The sequence below is a fragment of the Bradyrhizobium sp. LjRoot220 genome, from assembly GCF_964252915.1.
Lineage (GTDB): Bacteria > Pseudomonadota > Alphaproteobacteria > Rhizobiales > Xanthobacteraceae > Bradyrhizobium.
On sequence record NZ_CAXUPS020000001.1, the window covers coordinates 707,594 to 720,974 of the forward strand.

Consider the following 13,381-nt stretch of genomic DNA (forward strand, 5'->3'; position numbering starts at 1 on the left):
CCGACGCGATGGTAGGGTGGATGATTCCGACCTTTCATCGCGCAAAGCTGATGAGGTGGCTTTGATCCGGAGCAGGCATCACGCCCATGGGGATGCCGTAGATGGTTTCGAGTTCGGTCGGCGTCATGATGCTGTCGGGAGCGCCGCGGGCTATCAGCCTGCCCGAATGCAGCGCGATGATCTCGTCGCAGAAGCGGGCCGCCATGTTGACGTCGTGAAGAACGACGACAACGCCAAGGTTGCGCTCGCGGGCGAGCTGCTGCACCAGCGCCAGGACTTCGATCTGATGGGCAATATCGAGCGCTGAAATCGGCTCGTCGAGCAGCAGGCACTCGGCATCCTGCGCAACCAGCATGGCGATCCAGACCCGCTGACGCTCGCCGCCTGACAGTGTGTCGACCAGCCGGTCCGCGAACGGTTCGATGTGGGTGAGCGCCATGGCTTCCGCGACCTTGTCGCGGTCGGTATCGCCAAATCGGCCAAGCGCGCCATGCCAGGGATAGCGGCCCAGCGCGACCAGTTCCTTGACCAGCATGCCGGCGGCGGGGGGCGTCTGCTGCGGCAAATAGGCGACCTTGCGGGCATATTCGCGATCGCTCCATTGGCGCAGCGGGCGTCCTTCGAAACGGATCGTGCCGGACGAACTTGGCTGCTGCCGCGCCAATAACTTCAGCAAGGTCGATTTTCCGGAACCATTGTGTCCGATCAGACCGACCACACTGCGAGCGGGAAGGGTCAGGGTCAGCGGCTCGAGCAACGCGCGACCCGCCACCGCGAAGCTAACCTGGTCCAGTTCGAACAAGGGCATCGCCGCGTCGCGCGACGCCGGGGCGGTTTCGGTTGGCAGAACTGCGTGCATGAAAAAGCGCCTGGTGGAATTATGTGGTGCAAGGAAAACGCGGCCCGGCCGGTCTACGTATGCGACGTCGGGACGTCATGGCCGACGCAGGCTCCAGTACGCGACCGCAAGATGCTGCTCGCGGGGAAGCTTTCGCTCATCGCGCAAATGGTTTCGCAGCGCCTTCAGTGCCTGTGCTTCGCAGGCGACCCATGCAAAGACCTCGCGATGACCGGGCCATCGCACGGCCTTGACGGCATCGACCAGCAACGGCGTCGTCCCGGCCGGACGGTCGCCGCGATGCAGCCAGCGGACCGACACACCGGCTGGCGCGACCAGCGGAACCTCTTCGAACCGGTTGGCGACTTCGATGAAGGCCTCACCCAACGCCGTCGCCGGCAGTGTTTCGAGAATGCGCGCGATGGCGGGAAGGGCGGTTTCGTCGCCTGCCAGCAGAAACCAGCGCGCCGGGCGAATACCTCGTCCCAGAGGACCGGCCATGCCGCAAATGGCGCCGACTCGCGCGTTGAGCGCGAATGCGGAGCCGGGTCCGGCATGGTCATGAACCACGAAATCGATGTCGATCTCGCGGGTCTGCAGATCGATGCGACGGATCGTGTAGTAGCGGGTGATGGGCCTGCGGTCCGGTTCGGGCCACATGATACGTCCGTCCGGGGCAGGCCACGGCCATTCAGGCTTGGCGAGGCCCTCCGGCGGAAAATACAGGCGGACGTGCAGGTCATCGTCATCCTCAAAGCGGGCGATGTCGTCCCCGGTGAACGTCAGCCGGCGCATGCGGGGCGTGAGATCGAACGCTGCCTTCAGCCGCACTTCACGGAAATTAGCCAGCGTGCCGCCATCAGATTCGTGGCCGGACCAGACGATCGTCGGTGCCTCGTCGCCCGCGAACTCGATGACGTGGGACGCGACGACCGAACGCAGCATTTCGAGGTGACCCTTGTCGCTAGCCTCGACGCGGATCCTGAGTGTTTCCGCCTCGACTGCGAGCGAACTGGTTCCGAACGGCAGTTTCGCCACCATCAGGCCGCCCCGATCTTCGAAAGCGATGTCATGCTCGGCCAGGTGATCGATCATGCGGGCGGCAAGACCGGCGGCATCGGCAAGCTGGATGCGGGTTTCGGAGACGAGCGGATCCAAAGTCATTCTCCAGTCGGGCCTGCTCCAGTCGGGCCGGTCCGACGCTGGCCTGCGAGCACTTCGATTTGCGGGGTATCCAGTTCGATACAGCGGCTGGATCCATGTCCGACGCGCTGTGCGGCTGCGATGCAAAGGGGGTACTACCCGGCATTTTATTGAACGTGTCGCCGATCACAAATTAGAATCGATCGAAAAGACCGGAAAAATAAGCGCTGGAATGGCGATGCTGCCATCATGTATTCGCATCACTCCAGCAAGGCTGTTCGTGTCACCACGGGCCGTATAGGTTCGCTTCAGCTCTAATCCGGCGCGGCACTCATGATGATTCCACGAAGCGGCCTGACCGCGCAGATATTGCATCTCCTGCGGCCGTATTGGCCGATCGTGCTCGGAGGCGGCGTGCTCGGCATTGCAGGCGGTGCCAGCGTTGCGGGGCTGCTGGCGGTCGTCAATCGCGGCCTCTACGCATCGCAGAGCGATGTCGTGACGCTGCTTTATGCCTTCGCGGGCCTGTGTTCGCTGATCCTGATTGGTTCGATCGGTTCCGATATAAGCGCCAATTATGTCGGACAGCGGATCATTGCCGAGCTTCGGAAGTCGCTCGCGGCCAAGATTCTGGCGGCGCCGATCGACCAACTCGAGATTTACCGCACCCATCGCCTGATCCCGGTTCTCACCCAGGACGTCGATACGATCAGCGATTTCGCGTTCTTCTTCTCCTCCTTCTTCGTGTCTGTCGTCATCACCTTCGGCTGCATGGTCTACCTCGCGGTGTTATCGTGGCCGCTGTTTCTGATCACGGGATTGGTCATCATCCTGGGATCGCTGGCGCACGCCTATGCGCGGACCCGGGGCGTTCGAGGCTTCAATGCCGCCCGCGACTCGGAAGATGAGTTGCAGAAGCACTACCGGGCGATCGCGGAGGGCGCGAAGGAGCTGCGTCTGAACCGCATTCGCCGGCAGCGGGTCTACGTGGACAGGCTTCAGCAGACTGTCGACCAGATCAGCAGGGTGCAGATCAAGTCGATCAATCTCTTCGTGACGGCGCGGGCTTTCGGCACGATGCTGTTCTTTGTGGTGATCGGCGTAGCGCTGACCCTGCGCCCGTTCCTGTGGCCGGACAGTCCCGCCTCGGTCTCCAGCGGTTTTGTGCTTGTGCTGCTCTATATGCGGGGACCCATTGACCAGGTTATCGGCATTCTGCCCGCGCTCGGCCGCGCACAGGTGGCGATGGGCCGCATTGCCGAGCTTTCGGAACAGTTCTCCACGCCCGAACAGGACCTGCTGGCTGCGCCCTCGACCGCGCCGGAAGCATCGGTCCGGATCGAATCGATCGAACTGCGGGGGGTCTCATACGCCTTCCGCGCCGTGCCCGGCAGCAACCCGTTCGTGCTTGGGCCGATCGACCTGCATATCCGCCAGGGGGACGTCGTTTTCATTGTCGGCGAAAACGGCAGCGGAAAAACCACGCTCATCAAGCTGCTGCTGGGCCTTTATGCCCCGCAGAGCGGCACGGTGCTTCGCGATGGCCTGCCGGTCCTAACGGAAACGCGCGATGACTACCGGCAGCTCTTTACCACGATCTTTTCCGACTACTACCTGTTTGAAGATCTGCTGCAGGGAGCAGCAACCGTGCCCGATATCGCGGAGCGATATCTGGAGCGATTGGAGGTCGCGCACAAGGTTTCGGTCGAGAATGGCGTGTTCACAACCACGGATCTGTCCACCGGCCAGCGCAAGCGGCTGGCTCTGATGAATGCCTGGCTCGAGGAGCGGCCGGTGCTGGTGTTCGATGAGTGGGCGGCGGATCAGGATCCGGCGTTCCGGCACATCTTCTATACGGAATTGCTGCCCGACCTGAAGCGCCTGGGCAAGACGATCATCGTGATCTCACATGACGACCGTTATTTTGGCGCGGCGGACCACCTTGTGCGGCTCCGGCATGGCAAGATTATCGCTGGCGAGGCGAGGGCGCATAACGTCATGGAGCCGTCATCTGTTCCAACCGATGTGTCTCTTTAGACCTATTTTTGTTTCCAGAGAAATTTGAATTTTAAGTTCCGGCTCGCCGGGACTTGGCCTTGAACAAGGCATGCATTGTCGCGACCTGGTCATTCATTAGTTTTGTAAGGAATCTAAACTGCGTGCGTTGGCATTTCTTGTCATCCTGCACGGGAGTGATTTACATCGCCTGCGTGAGCGAAGGTCGCGTCTTGTTTCAAGCCACTTGTTTCAAGCCAACATGTCTGCAATGCGAGTGCCGGATGAACAAAGCTTCGTGCTCTGCGAAGGATCCTCATACGTTTCCGATCGGACCGCATTCCGCCATGACGGTGCTTCAGGATGGCGCCGAGCTGAGGGTTGTTGCAGATCGCGCCACAGTGATGCGTCTGCGTCTCGATGAGCAACTGGATCATCTGAAGATACTCGATGCTTCCGACGATCCACGGCTTGCGGTGCGGGCGGTTTCGGCGGCAGCAGAGGCAATGTTCGGCTGGCGCCCGGGTCTCGATCGGATTTTTCTGGATTCAGTCCGGCAACCGATCGCGCGCGAATTGCTGGACGATGGCCTCGCCGTCGTGGCTGGAAGCAACCTCGTGCTGCTCCCTGAGCTGACAATGCAGCGCCGCGACAACTGGCTGGTCGATGCCGAGCGGCCGCCAATGCCGCAGCTCCACGTCATGACCGACGGCAAGCGACATCCGCGACGTCCGCAAAAGCCGGTGGGGATGGTGTATGCCCGCTTCATCCCCTGGCTCGCCGAGGTCATCTCGTTTCGTGTTGCCGATGTGAATGACGATCTCCATCTGCTGCACCGGTGGATGAACGACCCTCGCGTCGATGCGTTCTGGAACGAGGCCGGCGATCTCGAAAAGCATCGAAAGTATCTCTCCACCTTCCTGGCCGATCCGCACATGCTGCCGCTGATCGGCTGCTTCGGCGACGCGCCATTCGGCTATTTCGAGGTCTATTGGGCCAAGGAAAATCGCATCGCTCCGTTCTACGATGCCGATGATTACGATCGCGGCTGGCACGTTGTGGTCGGAGAGGACGCATATCGTGGGCGCCGTTACATCAGCGCATGGCTGCCGTCGCTGATGCACTACATGTTCCTGGATGATTGCCGAACGCAGCGCATCGTCGGCGAGCCGGCGGCGGCGCATTCGCAGCAACTCCGCAATCTCGAACTCTCGGGATTCGCGAAGATCAAGAACTTCGATTTTCCACACAAGCGGGCCTCCCTGGTCATGCTGCTGCGCGAGCGCTTCTTTGGTGACCGGCTGTGGCTACCGGCGACGGCCGGTCCGGCAACCACAGCCTAACGCGCGAACGGAGCGCAGCTTTATGTCTCACCAGCTTGCTATCGAGCACGACGTCATTGGCGTCGGCTTCGGGCCGTCCAATCTCGCGCTTGCGATAGCACTGGACGAGTGCGCCAGAAGGTCACGCTTGAAATGCGCTCCACTTTTCGTCGAGAAGCAACGCCAATTTACCTGGCACGGCGGCATGCTTCTGCCGGGCAGCGATATGCAGATCTCGTTTCTCAAGGATCTGGTTTCGTTGCGTGATCCGACCAGTCCGTTCACCTTTGTGAACTATCTGCACAAGCACGGTCGCTTGCAGGATTTCATCAACTGTCGAACGTTCTATCCGAGCCGGACGGAATTCAACGACTATCTGCGGTGGGTGGCGGCTCAGTTCAAGTCACAAGCGGCTTACGGCGAAGCCGTCATTGCCGTCGAACCCGTGACGGCGGGACAGTCGGTGTCGTCGTTGCGGGTGCATTCGCGCACACTCGCTGGTGGTGAAACGGTGCGGCTTGCGAAGAATCTGGTGGTCGCAGCGGGAGGCAGGCCGAATATCCCGCAGGTGTTCGCGAAATTCGCCGATGATCCGAGGCTATTCCACTCGAGCCGCTACCTCGATACGGTCGGGTCCATTGGACTCGGCGGCAAGGCTGCATGCGTGGCCGTTATCGGGGGAGGCCAGAGCGCGGTAGAGGTGACGGTCGACCTTCGAAACCGTTTTCCGCACGCGAACATTGACCTGATCTTTCGCGGCCATGCGTTGAAGCCGTCCGACAGCAGCCCGTTCGTCAACGAAATCTTCAATCCGGATTACACGGATTTTATCTACGCCCAGCCGGACGAGCGCCGAGATGCGATCGTCCGCAACTTTCGAAATACGAACTACGCCGTGGTCGATTCCGATCTGCTCGATCAGTTGTATCGCTTGCTCTACCAGCAGCGCGTCAGCGGCACGGCGGGCATCGAATTGCATCCGCGCAGCGAAATCACGAAAGTGCTCGCAGCCATCGAAGGCATCGAAATCCGAACGGTTGATAAGTTCGACGGTCGGGATCGCCGCTCCTGTTACGATGCCGTTATTCTTGCGACCGGCTATGACAGGGAAACGCCGCACGCGTTTCTGGAGCCGATACGGCGTTATATTCAAGACGACGTTGTCGACCGCAATTACAGGCTCACCACGAGCCCTGCGTTTCGGCCGCAAATCCATCTCCAGGGCTATTCAGAGGCGTCTCACGGCCTGAGTGACACCTTGCTTTCCGTTCTGGCCGTGCGTTCGCAGGAAATTGCAGAGTCGCTGCTTTCGACGATCTCGCGCCGCGAACTCATCGCCTAGTCTTCAGACGGCGGGAGCGATCAGCCGCCATTGCCTGGCCGATCCAAGCGCGGTTGGTACGGAAAGGACGGCGGGCGAGGGGCCTGCATCGACAATCACCGTATTCGGCGGGATCGTGAATCCGAGAGCGGCCGCCTTCAGGATCGCTTCCTTGAGAGTCCAGTAGCGAAGAAACAAGCGGGACCGGAGCGCCGCCGGTGTGTTCCGCACAATCGCCTGCTCGTCTTTGGCCAACACGATTTCACTGATGGCCTCCATATCCGTGATTTCTCGCAGCGGCTCGATATCGACCCCGACAGGCATGTTTGCTGCGGCAACGGCAACGGCGCCTCTGGCGTGGCTCAGGCTGAAATCGATGTTCGGTGGGCCGGCAACGAGCACGGGCTTGCCATGCGTGGACGGTTCAAACCGGAGGGTGTCAGCAGGGCGCCCGACCATGCTTCCCAGCAGAAGGCGAGCGCCGGCGTGCGCAGCCAGATAACTGAGCTGGTCTTCGATGTGCAGGAAGCGCGCCTGACGATTGGTCTCGTCGGCATTGAGCACGTTTGTCGCTTGCTCAACGCTGAGTGCGCCGGGTTCATCGGCGATAACGTCCCGAAAGGGAGGCACCGCCGCCAGCCAGAGAACGATTTCGTCCGGCTTGAGTTGCTGGGTTGGGTCCGGGATGCCTGGACCAGGCAAGCATCGCACGCGCAATTCGTCCTGCGGAGCCGTCGATCTGACCGCGATCGACCACGCGAGCAAGGCGCTTGCACGCGCGATCGATAGCGAGGCGGCGAACGGCCGTTGTTCAGTCTTTGGGTTCATCATTTCTGTTGGCTTATATGTCTGCCGGCTCGTGATCAATTTGCATATGGCAGGACGCCGGCCCGGTCTGAATGCCCCGGCAAGACCTGCGCCGGAGTAACTTCGATCGTCGGGGATTTTTGGCCCGCAATCGCGCCGAAGTGCCCTTCGGGCAGGGCAGGGGCAACTCGATAAATTTGCGCGATGCTGCATCAGTGCCGGTGATTTGCCCGACGCGTCAAACGTTTTTTCGTTTGGCAATACATCAACGCCGGCAACCACTTGCTTTCTTTGCATGGGGTTGTTTTCGATATTTTAGTTGGGAGCGCGACCTGTGGATGCCGTCGCGATGCACCGGCAGGCCTCCACTGGATGTCACATTATAGAGCCGGACTGCAGCGTTGCTCCGCCGGCAGTTCCTCGGCATTGGGGTCGCCCGGTGCCGTCGCCCATGCTAGTTCGACGAGCGTCACGATCCGCCGACCTGCACCGTCAAGCTGGCAAACGATGAGGCCCTGCTCCTCGATGTAGGTCAGCAGACGCCGTGCACGGCGCAACGAATGTGAGCCAAAGGCGCGGGCAATCGCAGCATCGCCCGGGCAGGGCCAACCTTCCTTCGCGGCGCGGGCGATCATCATGAATACGCCCTGCATGTCCTCCGGCAAAAGTGAGGCACGGGCCGAGACATCCTGCCACCCGTCATCGTCCGCCATATCGGAGCCGAGCCCGGCGCGGGCGCGCGTCAGCATGCGACGGAAGTCACCCAGGTCCGGCACGGCCGGACCGAGGCCTTCTATTCGGCAACGGACCACGAACTCCTGATAGAGGACGCCGATGGCGCGGAACCCCGCGTCGGGTTCGGCCATGACGGCGCGCAGAATGCGGTCCACTCGCTCATGCCGCTCCGCCAGTGCCTCGGCGCTAAGGGGCTGCTCCACCGCTTCGGGACGGACCTCCAGCGCCGCGGTCTTCGCCGCCATGAGCTGGCCGAGGAGGTCTGGCGGCGACCGGCGCTGGGGCCGATTATTCTCGGGCGGCGGCGCTGCCAGGATGATGGCATGTGCGTCCAGCGTCGCTTCCGGCAGAGGCATCAGGCGCGGGGTCGCGTTGCGCGGCGTGGTTTCCGTTGGACCAATGCGCAGCCCCAGCGGACGGCGGGACAGGGCTGGCCCCAGCGCCATGAATTGCCCGCGATCCAGATCCCGGAAGGCCTCTGCCTGTCGTCGCTCCATCCCCAGAAGGTCAGCGGCGCGCGCCATGTCGATATCCAGAAAGGTTCGGCCCATGAGGAAATTGGACGCCTCGGCCGCGACGTTCTTGGCGAGCTTCGCCAGTCGCTGGGTCGCGATGATCCCTGCAAGGCCGCGTTTGCGGCCGCGGCACATCAGGTTTGTCATGGCGCCGAGCGAGAGTTTGCGCGCCTCGTCCGAAACCTCGCCGGCCACTGCCGGCGCGAACAGCTGCGCCTCGTCCACCACCACCAGCATCGGATACCAGTGGTCGCGGGCGACCTCGAAAAGCCCGCCGAGGAAAGCGGCGGCGCGCCGCATCTGATTCTCGGCGTCGAGCCCCTCGAGATTGAGCACCGTGGAGACCCGATGGATGCGCGCTCGCTCGCCGGCGACCTGCAGGCCCCGCTCGGTATGGTCCTCGGCATCGATCAGGAGGTGGCCGAAACGGTCGGCAAGTGCAACAAAGTCGCCTTCGGGGTCAATGATGGTTTGCTGCACCCAAGGGGCACTCTGTTCCAGCAGCCGCCGCAGCAGATGGGATTTGCCCGAGCCCGAATTGCCCTGCACCAGCAGGCGCGTCGCCAGCAGTTCCTCAAGGTCCAGAGTCGCCGGGGCGCCTGCCGTTGTGTGGCCCATCTCGATCGCAACGGTCATGTCTCGACTCAAAGTCTCCCTGCGGAGGCGGGCTTTAACAAGCTGACCGCAGCCCGTCGAGCGTCCAATGACCGGTCGCTCATGTTCTCCACGGCTGGTCGAAGGCCATCGTCCCGGATCGATGCTGGCCCCGACGTACCTCATACACCGGCGGCAGTTACCGGGGTTGTGGACGAACAAATTGATGTTGATCGCCGCTGCTGCCCTGGTCGCGAATTGGCAGAAAAGCTGATCTTTGCGGCGAACCATTTCGCCGGATGATCGGGCTTCAAATGAAGTGCAACCAACCAAGGCCGCGCGGACGATCCAGAAACGCCGTACTGCGAGCGAGTCCGCTTACTGCGGCGTAATGCCGGCATCCTTGATGATACGGCCCCATCTGTCGATTTCGCTCTTGAGGAGGGCTTCGAGCGCCGCGGGCGTCGCGCGTTCCTGCTCGACCGGTGCCATGCTGAGTTCAGCGAAGCGATTGACCAGGGGCGGATCCTTGAGCGCCTTTTGCAGGGCGCCAACAAGCGCGTCAACGATCGGCTTGGGCGTATTGCGTTGCGCATACAGCCCGTACCAGGTGGTGACATCGAACTTCGGCACCCCGGCTTCTGCCGCCGTCGGCAGGTTCGGCAGGGTCGGGACGCGCTTTTTGCTGGTGATCGCGTAGCCCGGGATAGTGCCGGCCTGAATATGGGGCGTCGGCCCGGTGGCTGGATCGCAATAGACGTCGATGTGACCGGCGATGATATCATTCAGCGCGGGGCCGCCGCCCTTGTAATAGATCGGGGTGAGCTTGGCTTCGATGGCGCTCATGAACATCAGCCCGCACAGATGTGACGCGGAGCCGAGCCCGACATTGCCGTAGGTGACCTTGTCGCCCTGGGTGCGCACATGGGCGACGAGTTCCTTTAGGTCCTTGGCCGGAAAATTCGCGCGTGCCACCAGGATCATCGGCACGTCGGTGACGAGGCCGATCGGCGCAAAATCGCCGACGGGGTCGAACGGCAGTTTGGCGTAAAGCGCAGGTGCCGTCGCCTGACCGACATGCATCAGCAGCAGAGTATAACCGTCAGGCGCGGCTTTGGCGACGCGATTGGTGCCGAGGGTGCCGCCGGCGCCGACGACGTTTTCGATGACGATCGACTGCTTCAGCGTCGCGCTCATCGATGTTCCGAGCAGGCGTGCAATAACGTCGCCGGGCCCGCCGGCCGAGAAGGGCACGACCAGCGTGATCGGGCGGCTCGGATATTCCTGGGCTGACGCCGGCAGTACCGGCATCAGCATCAGGATCAGAAGAACGCGTTTTACAAACTTCATGGCAATTTCCTATCGGCCTGGCGGCCCTTTAGAACGGCTTGATCGAAACAAACTTGGGTCATTCATCCGCGGTCGCCTTCTCGTTCGAGACGGACGACTGCTCGATCATGCTGAGCGCAGCCACGGCCGCCGCCTTGATATGATCGACGCAGCATTTTTCGGCGAGATCAGGGTCGCCGCTCTGGATGGCGCGCCAGATCGCGGTGACCTCGCGCAAGCTTTTGTTGATCCGTTTGGGCTGCGACATCGAGGTGATGCGCAACAGCGTGATCCGGTCGTGAAGCGGCCTCAGCATTCGTTCGATGAAGGCGTTCTGACAGCCGCCGATCAGCGCCGCATAAAATTCCGTCTTGGCTTCGAGGGCCGTGATCAAATCGGAATCGGCGAACGCCGCTTTCAGTTTGGTGAGCGCGTCCCCGATCTTGCGGACGACCGCGGGATCGTGCAGGCGCGCGCATTCTCGCCCGGCAAATCCTTCGAGGACGGCGCGTGCGGCGTAGAGCTGCTTTGCTTCCTCAAGACTGATGGTGCTGACGACGGGACCGCGGTGAGGGACCGTATTGACGAGACCATCGGCCTCCAGCAACCGGAGCGCTTCGCGAATCGATGGCCGGCTCACGCCCGTCATCTCGCACAGCTCCCGTTCGACCAGGCGCTGGCCCGGCTTCAGCTTTCCGGACATGATCGCCTCGCGCAGCTTCTGGGCGACCATCGACCGGACGGTCGGAACGTCCTCGATCCGGAGGGATTGCAACTCACCGCGTTTGTCCATTGTCTACCGCCTTCGCACCGGCATTGGTTCAATAGCGATTTACGGGCAGAATCATCATCTCCGCAATCTGAACATGCGGCGGCTGGTCCAGCGCAAAGACGATCGAGCGGGCAATATCGGCCGGGTCGAGCGCCATCTTGAACTGGTCGAAATAGTCCCTTTCCTTCTCCCGGTCGCCGCGATAGCGGGTGAGGATGATGTTGGTCCGGGTCAGGCCGGGCTGCATCTCGGTGACCCGGATCGCCGTTTCCGCAAGCTCTCCCCGCAGCGTTTCGGTAAACATGTGCACGCCAGCCTTGCTGGCGCTGTAGGCGGCCATGTCGGGAACGATGCGCACGGCGTTGATCGAGCTGATGTTGACGATATGTCCCGCATTGCGCCTGACCATGTCGGGCAGCAGGCTACGGGTCACCCGCATCAAGCCGATCAGATTGGTCTGGATGATCGCGGACCAATCGTCCGCCGCGCCGGAATCGAAGCGCGTCCGGCCGCCGATATCATGACCGGCATTGTTCACGAGGATGTCGATCGGCTTGAAAGCATCCGGGATGAGATCGGGCAAGCGATCCACAGCCTTGGTGTCGGTAATATCGAGTTCGATCGGGAACGTGTTGTCGCCCATCTCGGTGGCGAACGCGCGAAGCGAGGCCGGATCGCGGTCGGCGAGTACGACCCGTCGCCCGCTTTCGAGCAGCGCTTTTGTGATCGCGCGGCCCATGCCACCGGCGGCGCCGGTCACCACGGCATTTCGGCTCGATGCTTCAACCATTGTAGCTCTCCTGACTGGAACGGCCGGCGACGCTCATGCGATGGACCAGCCCCCGTCAATCGGCAGCGTTGCGCCCGTGATATCCTGCGCGGCCGGGCTGCACAGGAAGGCCGCCATCGCGCCGACGGCTTCCATGGCGACAAACCGCCCGGTCGGCTGGCGGGTCGCCAGATAGTCGCTGGTGGTCTCGTCGATGCTGCGGCCTTCGCTGGCCGCGATCCCAGCGATTTTTTCTTGAATGGCCGGCGTCGGCAGCGTGCCCGGGCACAGTGCGTTGCAGGTGATCCCGCTCTTGGTGGTCTCGATTGCAACCGCACGGGTCATGCCGACGATGGCGGTTTTGGTAGTCACATAATCGATGCGGTCCGCAACGGCGCGGCTGGAGTAGATCGACGCCATGTTGATGATGCGGCCCCATTGCCGTTGCCTCATCCCGGGCAATGCGAGACGGATCAGGTGGAACGGGGCCGACAGATTGACGGCGAGCGCTTCATCCCATCGTTCCGGCGGAAAGTCTTCGACCGGTGAAAAATGCCGCACCACCGCATTGTTCACCAGGATGTCGACCGCGCCAATGCGGCCGAGCAGGTCAGCCATCATTGCTTCGATGGCTGCCCGCTGCGCCAGGTCGGCCTCGACACAGATGACCTCGACGCCGAATTGCGCGCGCAGGCGATCTCGCGTCTGCGCCGGTTCCTTCAGATCGTGCAGGACAATGTTGGCACCCGCGCCGGCAAGGCTTTCGGCCACGGCGAGGCCCAGGCCCGCCGTCGCCCCGGTCACGAGCGCCCATTTGCCCTTCAACATCGTCTCAGGCCCCGGTTACTTCTGGTCCAGTTCGGCAAACACTTCCTTGGCATTGCGGAAAGCGTCCACGCCGGCCGGCACGCCGCAATAGATCGCGACCTGCATGAACACCTCGCGTATTTCCTCGCGCGTCGCGCCGTTGGTCAGGGCGCCCCGTACATGAGTCTTGAGTTCCTGCGGCCGGTTGAGTGCGCAGAGCATCGCCAGGTTGAGGAAGCTGCGGGTCTTGTGCGAGAGGCCGTCGCGGCCCCAGACATAGCCCCAGCAATATTCCGTCGTGAGATCCTGCATCGGCCGGTTGAAGTCATCTGCCGATGCGATTGCCTTGTCGACGAACTCGTTGCCCAGAACGCTCTTGCGGATCTGGAGGCCTCGATCGTATGTCGCCTTGTCCATGTTGCTATCCAATCCTC

12 protein-coding genes are annotated in these 13,381 nt (G+C 62.1%); 3 read left to right on the plus strand and 9 right to left on the minus strand.

The genetic code is table 11. The annotated features are described in order from the left end of the window. Positions 1-34 precede the first annotated feature (34 nt). Both ACSQ84_RS02810 and ACSQ84_RS02815 read right to left on the minus strand, forming a co-directional pair. Entirely contained in the window at positions 35-859 is an 825-nt protein-coding gene (locus ACSQ84_RS02810) for an ATP-binding cassette domain-containing protein (protein ID WP_436210119.1), read from the minus strand. Between the two features lie 75 nt (positions 860-934). Next, on the minus strand, positions 935-1,996 hold the full coding sequence (locus tag ACSQ84_RS02815) for a DUF2218 domain-containing protein (protein ID WP_436210120.1): 1,062 nt from the start codon (positions 1,994-1,996) through the stop codon (positions 935-937). Between the two features lie 318 nt (positions 1,997-2,314). Here ACSQ84_RS02815 and ACSQ84_RS02820 point away from each other — a divergent pair, with 318 nt between their 5' ends. The 3 genes from ACSQ84_RS02820 to ACSQ84_RS02830 all read left to right on the plus strand — a co-directional run bounded on the left by ACSQ84_RS02820 (position 2,315) and on the right by ACSQ84_RS02830 (position 6,640). Further along, a complete protein-coding gene (locus ACSQ84_RS02820; protein WP_436210121.1) occupies positions 2,315-4,018 on the plus strand; it encodes a cyclic peptide export ABC transporter in 1,704 nt (567 codons plus the stop codon). 242 nt (positions 4,019-4,260) lie between these two features. Then, positions 4,261-5,319 carry a GNAT family N-acetyltransferase gene (locus ACSQ84_RS02825; protein ID WP_436211156.1) on the plus strand — a complete coding sequence of 353 codons (1,059 nt, stop codon included), beginning with the start codon at positions 4,261-4,263 and terminating at the stop codon, positions 5,317-5,319. A gap of 22 nt (positions 5,320-5,341) precedes the next feature. After that, positions 5,342-6,640, plus strand: a complete 1,299-nt coding sequence (locus tag ACSQ84_RS02830) for a lysine N(6)-hydroxylase/L-ornithine N(5)-oxygenase family protein (RefSeq protein WP_436210122.1) — start codon at positions 5,342-5,344, stop codon at positions 6,638-6,640. Between the two features lie 3 nt (positions 6,641-6,643). On the opposite strand, the gene ACSQ84_RS02835 is transcribed toward ACSQ84_RS02830, so the two are convergent. The 7 genes from ACSQ84_RS02835 to ACSQ84_RS02865 all read right to left on the minus strand — a co-directional run bounded on the left by ACSQ84_RS02835 (position 6,644) and on the right by ACSQ84_RS02865 (position 13,364). Further along, positions 6,644-7,723 (minus strand): 4'-phosphopantetheinyl transferase family protein, encoded by a 1,080-nt coding sequence (locus ACSQ84_RS02835; RefSeq protein ID WP_436210123.1) that lies wholly within the window; start codon positions 7,721-7,723, stop codon positions 6,644-6,646. Positions 7,724-7,806: 83 nt separating this feature from the next. Next, positions 7,807-9,312, minus strand: a complete 1,506-nt coding sequence (locus ACSQ84_RS02840; RefSeq protein WP_436210124.1) for a helicase HerA domain-containing protein — start codon at positions 9,310-9,312, stop codon at positions 7,807-7,809. A 336-nt stretch (positions 9,313-9,648) separates the two neighbouring features. Then, on the minus strand, positions 9,649-10,620 hold the full coding sequence (locus ACSQ84_RS02845) for a tripartite tricarboxylate transporter substrate-binding protein (protein WP_436210125.1): 972 nt from the start codon (positions 10,618-10,620) through the stop codon (positions 9,649-9,651). A gap of 58 nt (positions 10,621-10,678) precedes the next feature. Further along, positions 10,679-11,392 (minus strand): GntR family transcriptional regulator, encoded by a 714-nt coding sequence (locus tag ACSQ84_RS02850; protein WP_436210126.1) that lies wholly within the window; start codon positions 11,390-11,392, stop codon positions 10,679-10,681. Positions 11,393-11,420: 28 nt separating this feature from the next. Next, positions 11,421-12,161, minus strand: coding sequence for an SDR family oxidoreductase (locus ACSQ84_RS02855; protein WP_436210127.1), 741 nt, complete (start codon positions 12,159-12,161; stop codon positions 11,421-11,423). 33 nt (positions 12,162-12,194) lie between these two features. Continuing rightward, positions 12,195-12,968 carry a 3-hydroxybutyrate dehydrogenase gene (locus ACSQ84_RS02860; protein WP_436210128.1) on the minus strand — a complete coding sequence of 258 codons (774 nt, stop codon included), beginning with the start codon at positions 12,966-12,968 and terminating at the stop codon, positions 12,195-12,197. A 15-nt stretch (positions 12,969-12,983) separates the two neighbouring features. Continuing rightward, positions 12,984-13,364 (minus strand): carboxymuconolactone decarboxylase family protein, encoded by a 381-nt coding sequence (locus ACSQ84_RS02865; RefSeq protein WP_436210129.1) that lies wholly within the window; start codon positions 13,362-13,364, stop codon positions 12,984-12,986. Positions 13,365-13,381 lie beyond the last annotated feature (17 nt).